Raw genomic sequence first — 17683 nt, forward strand, 5'->3', positions numbered from 1 at the left:
GTCTCTTCAGTCTTGTCAGGGTGAACCGCGGGACCCGTGCGCCCGGACGGTTTCCGGCACCGGATCACGGCCGGTGAGCGAGGCGACGGCTTCCCGCGGGCTCACCCGGCCGTCAAGCAGCGCAACCACGCCTTCGGCGATGGGCATTTCCACGCCCAGGCCGCGCGCGCGCTGCACCACGGTGCGCGCGCAATACACGCCTTCGGCCACATGGCCGAGCGAGGCCACCGCTTGCGCCAGGGTCTGCCCTTGCGCCAGCAGCAGGCCCACCTTGCGATTGCGCGACAGGTCGCCGGTCGAGGTCAGCACCAGGTCGCCCAGGCCCGAAAGGCCCATGAAAGTCTCGGCCCGCGCGCCGAGCGCCAGCCCGAAGCGGGTCATTTCGGCCAGGCCGCGCGTGATGAGCGCGGCGCGCGCATTCAGCCCGAGCGCCAGGCCATCGCACAGCCCGGTGGCAATGGCCAGCACGTTCTTGACCGCGCCGCCCACCTCGACGCCGACGATGTCGTCGTTGGCATAGACGCGCAGGGCCGGGCCGTGAAAGGCATCGACCAGCGCGTCGCGCACTGCGGCGTGCGGGCTCGCGGCCACCAGTGCGGTGGGACGGCCTTCGGCCACTTCTTGCGCAAAGCTCGGACCGCTGAGCACGCCTGCTATCAAATCTGGAGCAACCTGCACCCAGATCTCGTGGGCGAGCAGGCCGAAGGAAGTGGGGGAAGAAGCGTCGAGCGCCGGCTCCACGCCCTTGCAGAGCCACGCAACGGGCACGGTGCAGCCACGCAGCGCGATAAGCTGTTCACGCAGGGCCGCCATGGGCGTGGCCACGATGACGAGGTCGGCGCCGGCATACGCCTGGCCGATGTCCCCCGCCCGCACCGCGAGCGAAGCCGGCAAAGCCAGCCCCGGCAGGTAGCGGGTGTTTTCGCGCGCCTTCGAAATGGCATTGGCCTGGGCGGCGTCGCGCGCCCAGAGCGTGACCTCGTGGCCGACGGCGGTGTTGAGGGCCGCATTGACGGCCACCGCCGTGCCCCAGGCACCGGCGCCATGAACGCAGATCTTCATCGGCGTTGGCGGCGTTGTGCCGGTTTACTGTGCGAGGGTCGGGGCGGGCTGGCCGGCGGCCTGCGCCTGCTGCTGCTCGTACATGGCCTGGAAGTTGATTTCCGCCAGGTGCACGGGCGGGAAACCGCCGCGCTGGATCACGTCGGCCACGTTGCCGCGCAGGTACGGGTAGACGATCTGCGGGCAGGCAATACCGAGGATCGGACCCATCTGGTCTTCGGGCAGGTTGCGGATCTCGAAGATGCCGGCCTGCTTGGCTTCGACCAGGAACACGGTCTTGTCCTGGATCTTGGTCTGCACCGTGGCCGACACGGTGATTTCGAAGATGCCTTCAGCCACGGGCTGGGCATCCACGCCAAGCTGGATGTCGACGGTGGGCTGCTCTTGTTCGAGCAGAATGCCGGGCGAATTGGGCTGTTCGAGCGACAGGTCCTTGAGGTAGACGCGCTGGATCTGGAAAATGGGATCTTGGGCTTGCTGGTCGGCCATGGCTGAACTTTCGAGTATCAAAACAATGCCCGCCGGGGAGAGGTTCCCGCAGCGGGCTGCAGATGAATGAGCAGACGATTATCGCCCGACGCCCGGACCGCTTCCGTGACGCCCGGCTGCTTTGTGTTTCAGGCGCCCTGCAGGAGCGGAACCAGGCCGCCGCGGCTGTCGAGCGCCATCAGGTCGTCGCAGCCGCCCACGTGGGTGTCGCCGATGAAAATCTGCGGCACCGTGCGGCGCTGGGTGATTTCCATCATGGTGCTGCGGGCCTCGGGATCGGTGTCGATGCGAATTTCTTCGATCTCGTCGACGCCCTTGGACTTGAGGATCTGCTTCGCACGAACACAGTACGGGCAGAACGCGGTGGTGTACATCTTGACGGCTTGCATACGCTGTACCTTGGGAAGACTTAGGCTTTTTCAACCGGCAGGTTAGCCTCTTTCCACGCCTTGAGACCGCCGGAGACGGCTTGGGCCTGCTCGTAACCGAGTTTCTTGGCCATGGCCACGGCGCGCTGGGCGCGGGCTCCGGTGGCGCACACCAAGAGCAGCGGCACGTTCTTGTTCTTGACCGCGCCGGTCAGCTTTTCTTCCAGCAGGTTCAGCGGCACGTTCTTGGCGCCGATCATGTGGCCGGTAGCGAACTCTTCGGGTTCGCGCACGTCCACCAGCACCGCGCGTTCGCGGTTGATGAGGTGCACCGCGCCCTGGGCCGTGAGGGTGCCGCCGCCGGCGCCGCCGCGAATCAGCGGCCAGGCCAGCATGCCACCCGAGCTGAGTGCAATCAGGATCAGCATCCAGTTCGCGGTGACGAATTCGATCAATTTCACGGGGGTTCCTTGGATGGCAAACCCGGGATTTTAGAATGCTGGTTTTCCCAAGCGCTGCCAAAGGCCTCCCACATGCACAAACTGGTACTGATCCGCCACGGCGAATCGACCTGGAATCTCGAAAACCGCTTCACCGGCTGGACCGACGTCGACCTGACCGAAACCGGCATCGAGCAGGCCAAGCAGGCCGGCCGGCTGCTCAAGGCCGAGGGCTACGACTTCGACGTGGCCTACACCAGCGTGCTCAAGCGCGCCACCCGCACGCTCTGGCACACCCTGGACGAACTCGACCGCACCTGGCTACCGGTGGTGCACTCGTGGCGCCTGAACGAGCGCCACTACGGCGCCCTGCAGGGCCTGAACAAGGCCGAAACCGCCAAGAAATACGGTGACGAGCAGGTGCTGGTCTGGCGCCGCAGCTACGGCACCCCGCCGCCGGCCCTGGAAGCCGACGATCCGCGCAGCGAACGCAGCGACGTGCGCTACGCCAAGCTTTCGCCCGAGCAGATTCCGCTCACCGAGTGCCTGAAGGACACCGTCGCGCGCGTGCTGCCTTTCTGGAACGAATCGATGGCGCCGGCCATCCGCACCGGGCGCCGCCTGGTGGTGGCCGCGCACGGCAATTCGATTCGCGCGCTGGTCAAGTACCTCGACGGCATTTCGGACGACGCGATCGTCGGCCTGAATATTCCCAACGGCATTCCGCTGGTCTACGAGCTCGACGACGACCTGAAGCCCCTGCGGCACTACTACCTGGGCGACGCCGCGGCCGCCGAAAAGGCCGCCGCGGCGGTCGCCTCGCAAGGCAAGGGCTGAAGAATTAAAACCCCTCGGCGGCGCTCCCCCGTGGAACCCCGGCAGGCAATTTGCTTCCAAGCTGTGTATATTGGTTCGACAGCCGACAAGGACAATCACTCATGATGGGCCACAAATTGAAGATTACCGGCTGGGTCGCCGCCGGCGCCGTTGCCGGCGTCTTGACCACCGTCTCGTTGCAGACGGTCGCACGCGGCTCGCTCGCGCCGCTCCCGCTCGAGGAATTGCAGCAACTCGCCGCCGTTTTCGGCATGGTCAAGAGCGACTATGTCGAACCCGTCGATGAGAAGAAGCTCATTTCCGACGCCATTTCCGGCATGGTTGCCGGCCTGGACCCGCATTCCCAGTACTTCGACAAGAAGTCCTTCAAGGAATTCAGGGAAGGCACGACCGGCCGCTTCGTCGGCGTGGGCATCGAAATCTCGCAGGAAGACGGCCTCATCAAGGTGGTGTCGCCCATCGAGGGCTCCCCGGCCTTCCGCGCGGGCCTGAAGCCGAACGACCTGATCACCAAGATCGACGACACGGCCGTACGCGGCCTGTCGCTCAACGAGGCCGTCAAGCGCATGCGCGGCGAGGCCAACACCAAGGTGCTGCTGACCATCTTCCGCAAGGACGAAAGCCGCACCTTCCCGGTAACGATCACGCGCGAGGAAATCCGTACCCAGTCGGTGCGCGGCAAGCTCGTGGAGCCGGGCTACGGCTGGATCCGCCTGTCGCAGTTCCAGGAACGCACGGTGGACGACTTCGTGAAGAAGGTCGAGGAAATCTACAAGGAAGACCCCAACCTGAAGGGCCTGGTGCTCGACCTGCGCAACGACCCGGGCGGCCTGCTCGACGCAGCGGTGGCCATCTCGGCGGCCTTCCTGCCCGAGAACGTGACCGTGGTTTCCACCGACGGCCAGCTGGCCGAAAGCAAGTCGGTCTACAAGGCGGCGCCCGAGTTCTACCAGCGCCGTTCGGGCAGCGACCCGCTGCGCAACCTGCCCGCGGCCCTCAAGACCGTGCCGCTGGTGGTGCTGGTGAACGAAGGCTCGGCCTCGGCCAGCGAAATCGTCGCCGGCGCATTGCAAGACCACAAGCGCGCCACCATCATGGGCAGCCAGACCTTCGGCAAGGGCTCGGTGCAGACGGTGCGCCCCCTGGGACCGGACACGGGCCTGAAGATCACCACGGCGCGCTACTACACGCCGAGCGGCACCTCGATCCAGGCCAAGGGCATCGTGCCCAACGTGCTGATCGACGAGAGCGCCGAGGGCAGCCCCTTCGCCGCCCTGCGCATGCGCGAGGCCGACCTCGAAAAGCACCTGGCCAGCGGCCAGGGCCCCGAAACGAAGGACCCGGAACGCGAAAAGGCACGTGACGAGGCCCGCAAGCGCCTCGAGGAAGAAGCCAAGAAGCCGCCGCAGGACCGCAAGGTGCCCGAGTTCGGCACCGACAAGGACTTTCCGCTGATGCAGGCGCTCAACCGCCTCAAGGGCCAGCCGGTGCTGGTCAGCAAGACGCAGGTCATCGTCGACAACAAGGAAGAGAAAAAAGAGAACTGATCGGGAGCTCGGCGCTTTCAGATCCGGAAATACCGCGGAACCGGCGCTGCCGGGCCGCGGTATTTTTTCGTTTGGCACAAGCCGGGGTGAGCCACCATGAATGACGACGACCTGCTGCGCTATTCGCGCCATATCCTGCTCGAAGAATTCGGCATCGACGGCCAGGCGCGCGTCAGCGCCGGCCGCGCGCTGGTCATCGGCGCGGGCGGCCTGGGCTCGCCGGTGGCGCTGTACCTTGCCGCGGCGGGTGTCGGGCACGTCACGCTGGTGGACGACGACGAGGTCGACCTGACCAATCTCCAGCGCCAGGTGGCCCACACCCATGCGCGGGTGGGCAGCCTGAAGGTCGAATCGGCCGCGCAGGCCATGCGCGACATCAATCCCGGCATGTCCATCGAAACGCACGCCGCACGCGCCGACGAGGCGCTGCTGTTGCGCCTGGTCGAGGCGGCGGACGTGGTGATCGACTGCTGCGACAACTTTGCGACGCGGCAGGCGGTGAACCGCGCCTGCGTGGCGCACGGCAAGCCGCTGGTGGCGGGCGCCGCCATCCGTTTCGACGGCCAGTTGAGCGTCTACGACACGCGCGACGAGGCGTCTCCCTGCTACGCGTGCATTTTTCCGCCCGATGCGGCCTTCGAGGAAACGCTCTGCGCGGTGCTCGGCGTGTTCGGTCCCGTGGTGGGCACCATCGGCACGCTGCAGGCGAACGAGGCGCTGAAGCTGCTCGCGGGCATCGGTCCTTCGCTGGCGGGCAAGCTGTTGATGTTCGACGGACGCCGCACGGCATTCGACACGCTGCAGATTGCGCGCGACCCGCATTGCAGCGTGTGCGCGCATCGCGCGGGCGCCGCCTGACGGCAGCCACATTCCTTCGGCACCCTTCTCGTCTCTTCCGGGTCTCAGCGCTGCTTTGCGCCCTTCGCCTTGGCCGCTCCGGCGGCTGCGCCGGAGCCGGGCTTGTTGGCCTGCGACAGCACGCCCTTGCAGTCCGCGTCTTCGCCCGGCCCGGTCTCGATGGTCGCCGCCAGCGCCAGCAGCGGATTGAGCGCGCCCAGCACCAAAGCGGCCAGGCCACGCTCCGCCAGCGGAACCACCTGAACCCCGCCGGAAGGCGAACCGAAGGTGCCGCCGATGACCAGCGGCGTGCGCAGCGAGAGGAAGCTCGCGTCCTTGGGCTCGGGCCGCACCACGAAGTCGAGCTTCTCTGTCGCCAGGTTGGCTTGGCCGGTGGCATAGAAAACGGTGTCGGCCGTGTCGAGCACCACGCTGCGGCTGGTCATGAGGCCCTTGTTGACGTCGAACGCCATCGCGGCGCAGCGCAGCTCGACGTTCTGATCGCCGCGCAGCAGGAACTTGATGATCTCGGCGCCGTCCAGGCCCATGAACTCGAGCAGCAAATTGCTGAAGCGGCCCCGTCCGGTCAGGGCCGCCACGTCGCCCGAGGCGCCGCCGAGCCAGCTGGCCACCGAATTGCCCCGCCCCGAAAGGTTGATCCGGCCATCGAGCCGGCTGAAGCTGCTGCGCATGGTCTCGATCTTCGGCACCACGCGATTGAGCTGCATGTTGCGCAGGTCGAGCGAGGCGCGAATGTCTGCCGGGTTCTGCGTGGCGTCGATGCGGATGGCGCCGGCCAGCTTGCCGCCGGCCACGCCCAAGTCGAGCGGGTCGAGAGCGAGCACGCCGTCGGTCAGCTTGACCTGCACGCTGCCGCGGTCGAGCGGCACGTCGCGCACGTTGCGGATGCGATCGGCGGTGTATTTCACGTCGGCGTTCATTGCGCGCAGGCGGTCGAAGTCGAGCGTGGCGGTGGGCAGCACCTTGTCGCCCGCCGCCCGCTTGGCCTGCTTGATGGTGGGCGGCGGCGCCACGCCTTCGACCGCCTTGGCCGAGCGCTCGGTGGGCGGCAAGCCGATGAGGGGGCCCAGGTCGTCCATGTCCATCAGGCGCGAGCGCAACTCGCCCGCGAGGCGCGGCAGCTTTCCGGCCTGGTCGAAACGCATGTCGCCCGCAATGTCGGAAAGGCCGAGCCTGCCCTTGAGCCCTGCCACTTCCCACAGCTTGGCGCGCTTGCGCAGGTCGCCGCTCAGCGCATAGGGCGAGGTCTCAGGCAGCGCGATGCCAAGCAGCGGAAACAGGGCACCGAGCGTCTGGCCCTTGAGTTCGAACTTCGCGTCGATGCCGTCGAGATCGGCGAAGTCGGTCACCGTGCCTTCGGCCTTGAAGCGGGTCTGCCCCGCCGCGGCATCGATCTCCATCGGAAACGGTTCCTGGCCGGCCGACTTGAGTTGCAGCACGTTGCCGGTGCGCCCCTCGGCCGTGAGCGGCTGGCCCTTGTAGCGGCCCTTGATGCGGTAGCTGAGCGGCAGCGTGCCGCGGCCCGTGTCGTAGCTCACGTCGGCGTGCAGATCGACGCCCAGGTGCGTGGCCAGGAAATCGATCGTGCCGTTGTCGACCTGCATCAGGCCGATGACGGGGACGGTTCCAGGATCTGAGGTGTCCTTGCCGAGCGCCCATGTGCGGCGCCCGTCGGGCTCCATCTGGAGCCCCAGCGTCGGCGAGAACAGTGCCAGGCGCGGAATCACGATCTTCTGCGTGAGCAGAGGCCACAGCCGTATGTCGAACTCGGCGCGCTCGGCCTTGACCAGGTAGGGATCGCGGGCCCATGGAGGGTTGGCAAACTCGATGCCGTCGAACTTCACGGTGGCGCCGCGCAGGCCCACGCCCACATCGAGCCGCCGGGTGATCTCGAACTTGCGCCCGGTTTTTTCGCTGACGTAGCGGTTGATCGGCTCGCGCAATGTGTCCCACGGAAAGAACGCGACCACCACCGCCAGCGCGGCCAACAGCAGCACGAAAGCCGCAAGCAGCTTGAGCCAGAGTGGCCGGTTGCGAAGGACGTTCGTTGCCATGGTGTCTGGATATACCTGCCCCTCGACGGCCCGGGTCGGCAATGAACCGCAAAAACCGTGCGGCATTGCCTACGGAAGGGCGCGGCGAGCCCGACTCGTCAGAACCCGCCTACAACACCCGTCCTCCGAACCCTGCATGATGCGTGGCGGCGACGCCTCAATCTTCGATGCGCAGGCAATCGCCAGCAGGGGCGGTCGCGAAGACACCTGCCAACAGAGGAAGCGCGGTTCGGCATGGATACCAGATTGCAGACATACATCGTCGAAGACAACCTCACGATCCGTGAAAACCTCATCGGTACCCTGGAAGAACTCACCTGCACGACGGTCGTCGGCTTTGCCGAAACCGAAGCGCACGCGCGCCAATGGCTGCAGGACCACAGCGACGAGTGGGACCTTGCGGTGGTCGATCTTTTTCTCAAGCAGGGAAGCGGCCTGGGCGTGCTCCAGGCCTGCACGTCGCGCCGGCCGAACCAGAAGGTGGTGGTGCTCAGCAACTACGCAACGCCCGACATCCGGCGGCGCTGCGCCGAATTCGGAGTGGATGCTGTGTTCGACAAGTCAAACGAGATCGACGCGCTGGTCGACTTCTGCATCCTGGAGGCGGTGGCTCATCGCCCCGCCACCGGCACAAAATGAAAAAGAGGCCGAAGAAGCCGCAACGGACCTCTTCGCCTCCTTCTTCAGCCGCCAGCCGGTTCTTTTCTCAATCGATCAGCTTGTTCTTCAGCGCGTAGTACGTGAGGTCGCTGTTGGAGGACAGGTTCATCTTCTCCATGAGGCGCGTGCGGTAGGTGCTGACGGTCTTGACCGACAGCGACAGCGTCTTGGCGATGTCGCCCGCGGTCTCGCCCTTGGCAAGCTTCAGGAACACCTGGAATTCGCGCTCCGAGAGCTGCTCGTGCGGCGCGGCGTCGTCCTTGCGGTCGAGCTGGCGGGCAAGCAGTTCCGCCACGGCTGGCGTGATGTAGCGGCGGCCCAGCGAGATGGTGCGGATCGCGTTGACGATCTCCATCGGATCGCACTCCTTGTTGAGATACCCGCTCGCGCCCTGGCGGATGAGGTTCATCGCGTAGTGCTCTTCAGGGTAGCCGCTGAGGATGAGAATGCCCACGTCCGGCGCCTTGGCGCGGATCATGGCAAGCGCGTCGATACCGCTTTGCCCGGGCATCGAAAGGTCCATCACCAGCACGTCGAGTTCGGTGGTGCGCACCAGCTCGATGGCCTCGCGCCCGCTGGCAGCCTCGCCGGCCACGCGCAAGTCGACGTGTTCGGAGAAGAACTGCCGCAGGCCCGAACGCACGATAGCGTGGTCGTCCACAATTCCAATTTTGATCATCTGTTACTTTCTTCGTTGTGTCGCGGCCCAGGAGGCCGCAACATGCCGATCCCCTGGTTGTTATCAATTATTCACGAACTTGTGCTGAAAGCACCTTTGAAAGTTTCATGCACTGGCTAGCTCCTCCAAAAATGGCCGTGAGCCTACTGCTCGCGGCACTGGCTGCGCTGGCCCTCGTCGGTATCAACGAGGCCGGCTACCGCCAGTCGACCCAGGCTCTGGCGAACATCGACGAGGCGCAAAGGGTACGCGCCACGGTCAACCTGATCCTGCAGAGCATGCTCGATGCCGAAACCGGACAGCGAGGCTACCTCCTGACCGGCGAAACCAGCTACCGGCAACCCTACGACATGGCCGTCAAGCAGGTCGATGGATACCTTGCCACACTGCGCCAACTTTACGCCGAACGGCCGGCAGAGCGTACCCAATTGGCGGAGCTCTCCAAGCACGTGCTGCGCAAGATAGCCGAAATGGACATGAGCGTGCGCCTGCGGCAGGACGGCAAGGAGGATGCCTGGAAGTTCGTCATCACCACGGACGTGGGGCGCGAGGAAATGGACGCCATCCGCAAGAGTGCCCACGACCTGGTGGCGGCCAGCAACAAGACCCTGCAGGAAAGCCAGGTGCAGGTGATGAAGTCGCTGCGGCTTGCGCGCATCGGCACCGCCATCGTGGCGCTCGCCGCCCTCATCGCGTTCTTCCTGTACCTGCGGCAGACGCATGCGCTGCGCTCCATCGGCGAGCGCCAGCAGGAAACGCTGCAGCGCGAGCGCAACGCACTCGAAGACGAGGTGCGCGAACGCACGGCCTCGCTGGCCGAACTGGCCACCCACCTGCAGGACGTGCGTGAAACCGAGCGCGGCTATCTCGCGCGCGAGCTGCACGACGAGCTCGGCTCGCTGCTGACCGCGGCCAAGCTGGACGTCGCCCGCCTCAAGTCGAGGCTGCTGGAGGCGCCCGACGCCACGCAACGGCTGCAGCATTTGACCGAGCTGCTGAACAGCGGCATTGCGCTGAAGCGCCGCATCATCGAGGACCTACGGCCGTCGTCGCTGTCGAACCTCGGGCTGGTGGCATCGCTGGAAATTCTCGGGCGCGAATTCGCCGAGCGCTCGGGCATCCAGGTGCAGATGGCGCTGGAGCCCGTGACCATGGACGAGTCGCGCCAGCTCACCATCTACCGCATGGTGCAGGAGAGCCTCACCAACATCGGCAAGTACGCCGAAGCCAGCGAGGCGACGATCGTGCTGAAGAACTATGAGAACCACGTGATCGTGGAAGTTGCCGACAACGGCAAGGGCTTCGACCCGCAACGCCTCCACCCTTCGACGCATGGCCTCGCGGGCATGCGGCACCGGGTGGAAGCCGCACGCGGCAAGCTCACCATCTCTTCCACGCCGGGCCGCGGCACGCGCCTGAGTGCGATGTTGCCGGTGGTCAAGCCGCGCTGAGGCACGGCCGGTTGCGCGACCGGCGCGGCCGCAGGTGCGCATGAACGGCCTGCCGGCAAAGGGGAACTCGGTCGTCTCCTACGTTCCCCGCGCCCAGCCGCTGACAGGGCCTTGCAGGGGCGCCACTTAAGGTTGCTCCTGTGCCGTTCATTTCATCTTTTGAACGCGCAGTCCCACAACAACGAGCGAAGTCTCGAAGGAGTCCACATGTTGCATTACACGGTGGTGTTTCTGGTCATTGCGCTGATTGCCGCTGTGTTCGGCTTCGGCGGCATTGCCGCCAGCGCGGTAGGAATCGCAAAGATCCTTTTCGTGATCTTCGCCGTACTTGCCATTGCCAGTTTCCTGGCCGGCTTGCTACGACGCAAGTAGCGTAGTTACGATCAACAGGCTCCCGCAATTCATCTCCCCGGAAAGGAAATTCTCATGAACACGACGACCAAGACTCCCTCGCAACTCGCCGATGACGCACGCCAGACCGCCAACGAGGCTGTCGAGTCGACCCGCGCCTACGCACAGAACGCGGTGAATGCGGCCGGCGAGAAGGTTCGCGAGCTGCGCCGCGACGCAGAACCGGCGGTAGAACAGCTGGCAGCACGCGTGCAGCAGGCGGTGCAGCGCGGCCTGGACGCAGCCTCGACCACCAGCGCTCGCGCACAGCGCCGCCTGGAGCAGGCAGCTGACGTCACCGGCCGCTACATCTCCGACCAGCCCGTGCGCTCGGTGCTGATTGCCGCCGCAGCCGGTGCAGCCATCACCGCGCTCATCGTGCTGGCCAGCCGCAGCCGCCGGGACGAATACTGATCCGCTGACGCCCCGTTCCACCGATTCCGCGCACCATGCTTCATCCGATTTTTTCCACGGTGCTCGGGCATCCGGAACTCATCGCCGAACACGCCGCCAACTACGCCGCTCTCGTGAGGCAAGAGGCCTCCGAGGCGGGACGCGGGCTCGTCGCCCGCATTGTTGCGGGCGTGGTCGCGGCCGCGAGCGCCATGCTGGCGCTCGGGCTCATCGGGGTTGCGGTGTTGATGGGCGTGCTGCATGGCAGCTTCCATTGGGTGCTGGTGGCGGTGCCGGGCGTTGCGCTGGTGATTGCCGGCATTTGCGCCTGGGTGGCAAGCCGTCCGTTCCCGGGCTACGCGTTCGACGATCTTCGCGCCCAGGTCGACGCAGACCTGCAGGCGTTGCATGAAGCAGGAGCCCGCCATGACCGGCACTGACCGCAGTTCACTCACGCCGCAGGAGCGCCTTGCGCTTTCGCGCCGTGCACTCGTGCGGCATCTGAACGGCGAAGACGACGAGCCGCGCGACAGCCGCTACGGCAGGCGGTACGCGGCGCAGGAAGATCATCCGGAGATGTACGCCGCAGACGGCGCGCAGCAAGAGGCGCCGCCTCGCAGCAGCCGCCATCGGTGGACGTCGATGGCGCGCAGCATGACCGAGCGCTGGTGGCGCCGGCACCCCGCCCATGCGGTGGGCCAGCTCGCACGCCCCTTGCTCGAGCACTATGCGCGCAAGGAGCCGGCCAAGCTCATGGCCATTGCGGCCGCCACGGGCGCCGCCATCGTGCTGATCAAGCCATGGCGCCTGCTCTCGTTTACGGCGGTGCTGGCGGCGGTGCTCAAGACATCCGATGTGGCAGACGTCGTCAACACGTTGATGCATCAGAAAAACACCAGCCCACGAAAGGACCCTCCATGAATGCGAACTCCCCGGGTACCAACCCGGCAAGGCACGAGCACCTGGTGCTCGACGAAAAAGCCATCGAGGCGGCGGCCAACAGCCTCGACGAAGGCGCGGTCACGCCGAGCTACGGCCCCTGGCGCGACGATGTCGTGAAGCTGCTGAACGATGCGCTGGCCACCGAACTGGTGTGCGTGCTGCGCTATAAGCGCCACTATTTCACTGCCAGCGGCGTGTCGTCGCCTGCCATCGCAGAAGAATTCCTGGTGCACGCCAACGAAGAGTCGGCCCACGCCGACCGCATTGCGGAACGCATCGTGCAACTGGGCGGCGAGCCCGACTTTGCGCCCACCCACCTGCTCGAACGCAGCCACGCCGGCTACGACGAATCGACCGACCTGCAGGCGATGGTGCGCGCCAACCTCGTGGCCGAGCGCATTGCGGTGGAAACGTACCGGCAGATGATCGCGCTGATCGGCGACAAGGACCCGACCACCCGGCGCATGCTGGAAGACATTCTTTCCGACGAGGAAGAGCACGCGGACGAGCTCAAGGACTGGCTCGGCCACTGATCTTCACGGGCCCTCGCGAGGGCTCTGCAACAAAAAAAGCCCGGACGAGCCGGGCTTTTTTGTTTGGGACGAGGCAGAGCGCGTTCAGCTCTTCACTTCAAGCTGGTTGTTCACCGAGGTCACGCCCTGCACGCCCTTGGCGATTTCCTCGGCGCGTGCCTTTGCGGCGGCGGTGGGCGCGGGGCCCTTCAGGCTCACGGCGCCGGCCTTGGTGTCCACGTCGATCTTGATCGCGCTCAGGTCCGGGTCTTTGGCCAGGCCCGCGGCGACCGATGCGGTAATGGCGGCATCGTCCACCGTCGCGCTCGCGGCCGTACCGGCTCTCTTTGCGGCATCCGTCATGTTGGCCATGCCGTCCTTCACCTCGGCAGTGGTGCCGGAGGCATCGATCTTGGCCTTGGCGTCCTTGACGGCCTCGCCTGTCTTGGCCGCGGCAGTCTCCGCCGCCTTCTCGGTCTTTGCAATGGCGCTGTCGAGCTTCTCGCCCGCGGTGCGGTTGTCCGAGGCGTCGCAAGCGGCGAGCGTCAGTGCCGCGCCCGCCATCAGCAGCACGGCGAGCCATGTGCGTGGCGACGGCATGGCGAGGGTCTGAACAGTTCTTTTCATTGGAATCCTCCGTTTCGCTCTGAAGAGCGGGTGACGCGCGCGGGTTGCGCGCAGGGGGTCCGGACGAGACCGGACCGCCTTCCCAATCTAGCTTTCAGGGCGAAGACGCGGGAGTCGTGGCCGGCGCGAAACCCTGTAGGACAAGAAGGCTCAGGCCGTGACGATCCAACCCTCGATCGGATCGAAGTTCTCCGGCAAGCCGAAACCCGGCCCAGGCGTGGATACGCGTTGCGCGCTCCACGCGGCCTGAACAAGGCAAAGCACCGCATCGAGGTGATCGCCGCGCGCATCTCCCAACAATTCGGTGCGTTGCGCCCTGCTGAGCGCCAGCCGCAGGCCCAGGCGCGTGGTGCCCGCCTGGAGCGCGGCGAGCAGGCTCGTGCGTGCCGCCAGTCGCTCGGGCGTCTGCTTGGCCGCCTCGTCGCTCTTGTAGCTGCGGCGGCCGATCAGCTCGCGGGCCAGCAGCCCGGGGTAGGCCTCGAGCGCGACACGGTCTTTGTTGCTGCCGATGTGCAGCCCCGGAAGGCTCGCGCCGGCAGCCAGGAGCGGCGGCACGCCCGCATGGAGCATGAAAGCCACCGGCGGGTTGACCCATTTCATCGACGTGCTCGAACCGGCGGGCGCATCGGTGGCGCGGTGCGCAAACTTGCCGCCGACCGGGCGCGCCGCACAGAAGGCGGCAAAGGTGGCGCGAATCTCCGCGCGGCTCAGGCCCGCATAGTGGGCCATGAGCGCGTTCCATTCCAGCGGCCACCGCAGGTGCTCGACCAGTTCGCGCGGCAGGCCGAACGGAAAATCGAAGCCGCCGATCCACACCGGCTCGCTGCGCAGCCACTCGGCCCAGGCGTCGAGCGTGGTGAAGCGCTGGAGACCGGTCAGCACCAGTTCGCCCGCCCCGCTGGTGCGTCCGGCGGCGACGACGATCGGCTTGCGCGACGTGGGTGCGCAAGAAAAATCGCATCCGAACAGCAGCGGCGAATTCATCTCACCCCAGCGCGAGTGCCACCACCCCGGCGGCAATGAAAGCGGCACCCAGCAGCCGCAGCAAGCGGTCGCCTTCGCGCAGCAGGTGGCCGCCGATCAACGCGGCGAAAAGCATCGAGACTTCGCGCGCCGGCGCAACATGGGAAATGGGCGCCTGCTGCACCGCATAGAGCACCAGCACATACGAAACGGGGCTGATCACCGCCACCAGCAGTGCGTACTTCCACTGCGCGCGCCACATCCGCGCCGTTTCGGCGCGGTCGTGCAGCCCGGCGGGCAGCAGCAGGCCCACGCGCACCAGGTTGCCGAAGTAGTCGAGCAGGATCGGGGACATCGCCAGGAATTTCACCGCATAGCTGTCGGCCACTGTGTAGGCCGCGATGAAGGCCCCCGTCAGCACGCCGTAGCGAACGCCCTTGTGAACCCGCGCGCGCTGGACCGGGTCATGCTTCTTGCGCCAAAGGCCCGGGCCGCCGGCCACCAGGAAGACGCCCAGCACCACGCCCGCAATGCCCGCGACGCCGACGAGGCTGATGCGCTCGCCAAGGAACACGATGGCGACCAGCGACGACAGCAGCGGTCCCGAACCGCGCGCCAGCGGATAGACCACGGTGAGATCGGACTTGCGGTAGCCGCGCAGCAGAATGACGTAGTAGATGACGTGCAGCACGCCGCTCAGCGCGACGAAGCCCCACTCCTTCAAGCCCCAGGTCGGCACCACGCTCCAGCCCATCGTGATGCCCACGGGGGCCCACACAACAGCCATGAAGACGCCGCTTTGCAACGCGAAGCGTGCGTCGCCGTTCGCCTTTTTGGCGGCGATGTTCCAGCTGGCGTGAATGATCCCGGCAAGCAGGATCAATGCGAAGGCGGAGAGCGGCACCCCGGGTTATGCGAGGCCGGGAGAACGCGGAGTGCCTGGCGCGGGCACCACTGGCCTCAGTGGCGGCCGACGATGGCCGCGGTGGCCATCAGTTCCTCGAGCAGCGCCAGCGAGACCTTGCCCGACACCGCATACGGATTCAGTTCGGGCTTTTCCGAGTACTTGAGCAGCGTCGAGGCGTTGAGCTTGGAGAGGTTGACCTGCCCCATGGTCCAGCCGCCGAAGCGGCGCTCGGAAATTTCTTCGTAGTGCAGCAGCACCACGTCCTTGTGGCGCGCATCGCGTTGGATGTGGCCGTAGAGCTCGCTCACGGCCATGCGCCCGCCTTCGATGGCCTGCAGGAAGGTGCCCGCACCGTAGCAAAGAATGCCCGTGATGCCGCAAGACGGGTTGTGCGTGCGCGATTGCGCAAGGATGGCGTCGATGGCCTCGGGGCTGGTATCGACGGCGCGGCTGGCGTAGAGAAGTCGGACCAGCATGTTCAGCTCCTCCTCGGCAGCAGCGAAAGAAATTCGCGGCGCAGGCTCGGGTCTTTCAGGAACACACCGCGCATCACGGAATTGATCATCTTGCTGTCCATTTCCTTCACGCCGCGCCAGGCCATGCAGAAGTGCTCGGCTTCCATGACGAGCGCCAGGCCGTCGGGCTGGGTTTTTTCCTGGATGAGGTCGGCCAGCTGCACCACCGCCTCTTCCTGGATCTGGGGCCGGCCCATGACCCATTCCGCAAGGCGCGCGTACTTCGACAGGCCGATCACGTTGGTGTGCTCGTTGGGCATGATGCCGATCCACAGCTTGCCGATGATCGGGCAGAAGTGGTGCGAGCAGGCGCTGCGCACGGTGATCGGGCCGACGATCATCAGCTCGTTCAGGTGCTCGGCATTGGGAAACTCGGTGAGCGAAGGCGGCGCCACGTAGCGGCCCCTGAACACTTCGTTGAGGTACATCTTGGCCACGCGGCGCGCTGTGTTGCCGGTGTTGTGGTCGTTCTCGAGGTCGATCACCAAGCTTTCGAGCACGCCCTTCATCTTCACTTCGACTTCGTCGAGCAGCGACTCGAGCTCGCCGGGTTCGATGAACTCGGCAATGTTGTCGTTGGCGTTGAAGCGCTTGCGCGCGGCAGTCAGGCGTTCGCGGATCTTCACCGAGACGGGGGTGCCCTCGTCGTCGTTGTTTCCGTCAGGGCGCGGTTCCACGTCGGTTTTCCTCAGCATCCGCGCATGGTATCAGCGAACGCATTTTGCAGGCCCGGCAGGGAGAAGCCAGCAAAAGCGCGCCTCATGCCAGCACAAAATCGGCCACCAGCGGCAGGTGGTCAGACATTCGCGCCCAGATCGGCCCGCGCGGCACCGAGCAGGCCACCGGCTCCAGGTGCCGCCCATAGACGAAGTCGAGCTGCGCCACGGGCAGGCGCGAGGGATAGGTGAGCGTTCGCGACCCGCGCAGGTCGCTGGTGTCGCGCAGGCCCATGGCGTTCATGGCGTAGCGCATGCGCGCGCCCCAGTCGTTGAAGTCGCCCGCAACGACCACCGCCTCGCCGGCCGGCACTTCGCGCTCGATGAACTCCCGCAGCCGGGCAACCTGCCGCACGCGGCTGCCCTTGATGAGCCCCAGGTGCACGACGATGGCATGCACGGGTCGGCCCTCCACCTCGATGACGACATGCAGCAGCCCGCGCTGCTCGAAGCGGTGGTCGGAAATGTCCTGATGGCCGGTGCGGATCACCGGCCAGCGGGTCAGCAGGGCATTGCCGTGCTCGCCGTGGCGCGTGATGGCATTGGTTTCATAAACCGCGGTGTAGCCCTCGGGCGCCAGGAAGTCGGCCTGGGGAAGCTCTGGCCAGCGCTCGAAGCGAAGCGCAGCCTGCCGGTTCATCTTTCGCACCTCCTGCAGGCAGACGATGTCGGCGTCGAGCTGCTCGATGGCATGGCCCAGGTTGTGGATCTCCAGCCGCCGTGCCGGCCCGATGCCTTGCACACCCTTGTGGATGTTGTAGGTCGCGACCCGAAGGGTGTGTGCCGGCAGGTTCATCGGGCAAATTCTGGCAGCAACAGAATGGCTTCGGCATTCGACGGAGAAAAGCACGCGTCGGCCGCCTCGCGGTAGGGCAGCCATTTCCAGTCGGTGTGCTCGCGCAGCGCCAGGGTGGGCACCAGGCGCTCGGGCACGCACAGGCCGAACAGGTGTTCGGTGTTGTGCGTCACGCCCGGTTCATAGCGTGCGCGCCAGCCCGGGTAGATTTCGTAGACGTTGCTCAGCTGCCAATCGACCAGCCGCGCGGCCAAGGGCGTGCCCTCGCCGCATTGGATGCCGGTTTCCTCGGCCACCTCGCGCGCCGCGGTGAGCATGAGCGGCTCGTCGGCCAAGTCCTTGCTGCCGGTGACCGATTGCCAGAAGTCATTGGCATCGGCACGCCGGATCAGCAGCACGTCGAGTGCCGGCGTATGAATGACGACCAGCACCGACTCCGGAATCTTCCAGGGCCGGGTGCTCGTCGTCATGGGCGCA

At 66.1% G+C, this 17683-nt stretch carries 23 protein-coding genes; 10 read left to right on the forward strand and 13 right to left on the reverse strand.

Translation table 11 applies throughout. The features are described 5' to 3' along the window. Positions 1-15: 15 nt before the first annotated feature. The 4 genes from V9L20_RS14695 to V9L20_RS14710 all read right to left on the reverse strand — a co-directional run bounded on the left by V9L20_RS14695 (position 16) and on the right by V9L20_RS14710 (position 2380). Complete coding sequence (locus tag V9L20_RS14695) at positions 16-1062, reverse strand: NAD(P)H-dependent glycerol-3-phosphate dehydrogenase (RefSeq protein WP_337297162.1); 1047 nt, start codon at positions 1060-1062, stop codon at positions 16-18. A gap of 24 nt (positions 1063-1086) precedes the next feature. Continuing rightward, positions 1087-1551, reverse strand: a complete 465-nt coding sequence (gene secB / locus V9L20_RS14700; RefSeq protein ID WP_126748400.1) for a protein-export chaperone SecB — start codon at positions 1549-1551, stop codon at positions 1087-1089. A gap of 128 nt (positions 1552-1679) precedes the next feature. After that, entirely contained in the window at positions 1680-1940 is a 261-nt protein-coding gene (grxC, locus tag V9L20_RS14705) for a glutaredoxin 3 (RefSeq protein ID WP_337297163.1), read from the reverse strand. A 20-nt stretch (positions 1941-1960) separates the two neighbouring features. Continuing rightward, positions 1961-2380, reverse strand: a complete 420-nt coding sequence (locus V9L20_RS14710; RefSeq protein ID WP_337297164.1) for a rhodanese-like domain-containing protein — start codon at positions 2378-2380, stop codon at positions 1961-1963. A 72-nt stretch (positions 2381-2452) separates the two neighbouring features. Between V9L20_RS14710 and gpmA the strand changes: the two genes are divergently transcribed. From gpmA to V9L20_RS14725, 3 genes are all read left to right on the forward strand, one after another. Further along, positions 2453-3196 (forward strand): 2,3-diphosphoglycerate-dependent phosphoglycerate mutase, encoded by a 744-nt coding sequence (gene gpmA, locus V9L20_RS14715; protein ID WP_126748397.1) that lies wholly within the window; start codon positions 2453-2455, stop codon positions 3194-3196. Between the two features lie 104 nt (positions 3197-3300). Beyond that, positions 3301-4743 (forward strand): S41 family peptidase, encoded by a 1443-nt coding sequence (locus tag V9L20_RS14720; protein WP_258508102.1) that lies wholly within the window; start codon positions 3301-3303, stop codon positions 4741-4743. A 96-nt stretch (positions 4744-4839) separates the two neighbouring features. Continuing rightward, positions 4840-5601 carry a HesA/MoeB/ThiF family protein gene (locus tag V9L20_RS14725; protein WP_337297165.1) on the forward strand — a complete coding sequence of 254 codons (762 nt, stop codon included), beginning with the start codon at positions 4840-4842 and terminating at the stop codon, positions 5599-5601. 44 nt (positions 5602-5645) lie between these two features. Here the strand turns inward: V9L20_RS14725 and V9L20_RS14730 are convergent, their stop codons facing one another. Then, complete coding sequence (locus V9L20_RS14730; RefSeq protein ID WP_337297166.1) at positions 5646-7655, reverse strand: AsmA family protein; 2010 nt, start codon at positions 7653-7655, stop codon at positions 5646-5648. A gap of 234 nt (positions 7656-7889) precedes the next feature. On the opposite strand from V9L20_RS14730, the gene V9L20_RS14735 reads away from it, so the two are divergent. Continuing rightward, positions 7890-8294, forward strand: a complete 405-nt coding sequence (locus tag V9L20_RS14735; protein WP_258502037.1) for a response regulator — start codon at positions 7890-7892, stop codon at positions 8292-8294. Between the two features lie 67 nt (positions 8295-8361). Here the strand turns inward: V9L20_RS14735 and V9L20_RS14740 are convergent, their stop codons facing one another. Next, entirely contained in the window at positions 8362-8994 is a 633-nt protein-coding gene (locus V9L20_RS14740; RefSeq protein WP_015866882.1) for a response regulator, read from the reverse strand. A gap of 131 nt (positions 8995-9125) precedes the next feature. On the opposite strand from V9L20_RS14740, the gene V9L20_RS14745 reads away from it, so the two are divergent. From V9L20_RS14745 to V9L20_RS14770, 6 genes are all read left to right on the forward strand, one after another. Further along, a complete protein-coding gene (locus V9L20_RS14745; protein WP_337297167.1) occupies positions 9126-10445 on the forward strand; it encodes a CHASE3 domain-containing protein in 1320 nt (439 codons plus the stop codon). Between the two features lie 207 nt (positions 10446-10652). Further along, positions 10653-10817 (forward strand): DUF1328 domain-containing protein, encoded by a 165-nt coding sequence (locus V9L20_RS14750; RefSeq protein WP_157615369.1) that lies wholly within the window; start codon positions 10653-10655, stop codon positions 10815-10817. A 54-nt stretch (positions 10818-10871) separates the two neighbouring features. Continuing rightward, positions 10872-11249, forward strand: coding sequence for a hypothetical protein (locus V9L20_RS14755; RefSeq protein WP_258502042.1), 378 nt, complete (start codon positions 10872-10874; stop codon positions 11247-11249). Positions 11250-11284: 35 nt separating this feature from the next. Then, positions 11285-11668 (forward strand): phage holin family protein, encoded by a 384-nt coding sequence (locus V9L20_RS14760; protein ID WP_258502049.1) that lies wholly within the window; start codon positions 11285-11287, stop codon positions 11666-11668. Next, positions 11655-12149 (forward strand): hypothetical protein, encoded by a 495-nt coding sequence (locus V9L20_RS14765; RefSeq protein ID WP_337297168.1) that lies wholly within the window; start codon positions 11655-11657, stop codon positions 12147-12149. Before V9L20_RS14760 ends, V9L20_RS14765 begins: the two co-directional genes overlap by 14 nt. Then, entirely contained in the window at positions 12146-12703 is a 558-nt protein-coding gene (locus tag V9L20_RS14770) for a ferritin-like domain-containing protein (RefSeq protein ID WP_258502051.1), read from the forward strand. The genes V9L20_RS14765 and V9L20_RS14770 overlap by 4 nt, the downstream gene beginning before the upstream one ends. Positions 12704-12787: 84 nt before the next feature. Here V9L20_RS14770 and V9L20_RS14775 read toward each other — a convergent pair whose 3' ends face one another. The 7 genes from V9L20_RS14775 to nudB form a co-directional block, all read right to left on the reverse strand. Next, entirely contained in the window at positions 12788-13309 is a 522-nt protein-coding gene (locus V9L20_RS14775) for a BON domain-containing protein (protein WP_337297169.1), read from the reverse strand. A gap of 150 nt (positions 13310-13459) precedes the next feature. Beyond that, on the reverse strand, positions 13460-14293 hold the full coding sequence (locus V9L20_RS14780; RefSeq protein WP_337297170.1) for a DUF429 domain-containing protein: 834 nt from the start codon (positions 14291-14293) through the stop codon (positions 13460-13462). 1 nt (position 14294) lies between these two features. Continuing rightward, a complete protein-coding gene (locus V9L20_RS14785; protein ID WP_337297171.1) occupies positions 14295-15176 on the reverse strand; it encodes a DMT family transporter in 882 nt (293 codons plus the stop codon). A gap of 56 nt (positions 15177-15232) precedes the next feature. After that, on the reverse strand, positions 15233-15655 hold the full coding sequence (locus V9L20_RS14790; protein ID WP_126748385.1) for a BLUF domain-containing protein: 423 nt from the start codon (positions 15653-15655) through the stop codon (positions 15233-15235). 2 nt (positions 15656-15657) lie between these two features. Next, the gene (folE, locus tag V9L20_RS14795) at positions 15658-16389 is read right to left on the reverse strand and encodes a GTP cyclohydrolase I (protein WP_258502055.1); all 732 of its coding nucleotides are present in this window, start codon (positions 16387-16389) and stop codon (positions 15658-15660) included. Between the two features lie 64 nt (positions 16390-16453). Continuing rightward, positions 16454-17206, reverse strand: a complete 753-nt coding sequence (locus tag V9L20_RS14800; RefSeq protein ID WP_258502056.1) for an endonuclease/exonuclease/phosphatase family protein — start codon at positions 17204-17206, stop codon at positions 16454-16456. After that, positions 17203-17676, reverse strand: a complete 474-nt coding sequence (nudB, locus tag V9L20_RS14805; RefSeq protein ID WP_337297172.1) for a dihydroneopterin triphosphate diphosphatase — start codon at positions 17674-17676, stop codon at positions 17203-17205. The genes V9L20_RS14800 and nudB overlap by 4 nt, the downstream gene beginning before the upstream one ends. Positions 17677-17683 lie beyond the last annotated feature (7 nt).

Origin of the sequence: Variovorax sp. CCNWLW225, from assembly GCF_037204045.1 — a bacterium.
GTDB lineage: Bacteria > Pseudomonadota > Gammaproteobacteria > Burkholderiales > Burkholderiaceae_C > Variovorax.

Excerpts from the sequence above, each read along its gene's own strand:
- V9L20_RS14695 (WP_337297162.1), bottom strand. The coding sequence starts at position 1,062 with ATGAAGATCTGCGTTCATGGCGCCGGTGCCTGGGGCACGGCGGTGGCC.
- secB (WP_126748400.1), bottom strand. The coding sequence starts at position 1,551 with ATGGCCGACCAGCAAGCCCAAGATCCCATTTTCCAGATCCAGCGCGTC.
- grxC (WP_337297163.1), bottom strand. The coding sequence starts at position 1,940 with ATGCAAGCCGTCAAGATGTACACCACCGCGTTCTGCCCGTACTGTGTT.
- gpmA (WP_126748397.1), top strand. The coding sequence starts at position 2,453 with ATGCACAAACTGGTACTGATCCGCCACGGCGAATCGACCTGGAATCTC.
- V9L20_RS14720 (WP_258508102.1), top strand. The coding sequence starts at position 3,301 with ATGGGCCACAAATTGAAGATTACCGGCTGGGTCGCCGCCGGCGCCGTT.
- V9L20_RS14725 (WP_337297165.1), top strand. The coding sequence starts at position 4,840 with ATGAATGACGACGACCTGCTGCGCTATTCGCGCCATATCCTGCTCGAA.
- V9L20_RS14730 (WP_337297166.1), bottom strand. The coding sequence starts at position 7,655 with ATGGCAACGAACGTCCTTCGCAACCGGCCACTCTGGCTCAAGCTGCTT.
- V9L20_RS14735 (WP_258502037.1), top strand. The coding sequence starts at position 7,890 with ATGGATACCAGATTGCAGACATACATCGTCGAAGACAACCTCACGATC.
- V9L20_RS14740 (WP_015866882.1), bottom strand. The coding sequence starts at position 8,994 with ATGATCAAAATTGGAATTGTGGACGACCACGCTATCGTGCGTTCGGGC.
- V9L20_RS14745 (WP_337297167.1), top strand. The coding sequence starts at position 9,126 with ATGGCCGTGAGCCTACTGCTCGCGGCACTGGCTGCGCTGGCCCTCGTC.
- V9L20_RS14750 (WP_157615369.1), top strand. The coding sequence starts at position 10,653 with ATGTTGCATTACACGGTGGTGTTTCTGGTCATTGCGCTGATTGCCGCT.
- V9L20_RS14755 (WP_258502042.1), top strand. The coding sequence starts at position 10,872 with ATGAACACGACGACCAAGACTCCCTCGCAACTCGCCGATGACGCACGC.
- V9L20_RS14760 (WP_258502049.1), top strand. The coding sequence starts at position 11,285 with ATGCTTCATCCGATTTTTTCCACGGTGCTCGGGCATCCGGAACTCATC.
- V9L20_RS14765 (WP_337297168.1), top strand. The coding sequence starts at position 11,655 with ATGACCGGCACTGACCGCAGTTCACTCACGCCGCAGGAGCGCCTTGCG.
- V9L20_RS14770 (WP_258502051.1), top strand. The coding sequence starts at position 12,146 with ATGAATGCGAACTCCCCGGGTACCAACCCGGCAAGGCACGAGCACCTG.
- V9L20_RS14775 (WP_337297169.1), bottom strand. The coding sequence starts at position 13,309 with ATGAAAAGAACTGTTCAGACCCTCGCCATGCCGTCGCCACGCACATGG.
- V9L20_RS14780 (WP_337297170.1), bottom strand. The coding sequence starts at position 14,293 with ATGAATTCGCCGCTGCTGTTCGGATGCGATTTTTCTTGCGCACCCACG.
- V9L20_RS14790 (WP_126748385.1), bottom strand. The coding sequence starts at position 15,655 with ATGCTGGTCCGACTTCTCTACGCCAGCCGCGCCGTCGATACCAGCCCC.
- folE (WP_258502055.1), bottom strand. The coding sequence starts at position 16,389 with ATGCTGAGGAAAACCGACGTGGAACCGCGCCCTGACGGAAACAACGAC.
- V9L20_RS14800 (WP_258502056.1), bottom strand. The coding sequence starts at position 17,206 with ATGAACCTGCCGGCACACACCCTTCGGGTCGCGACCTACAACATCCAC.
- nudB (WP_337297172.1), bottom strand. The coding sequence starts at position 17,676 with ATGACGACGAGCACCCGGCCCTGGAAGATTCCGGAGTCGGTGCTGGTC.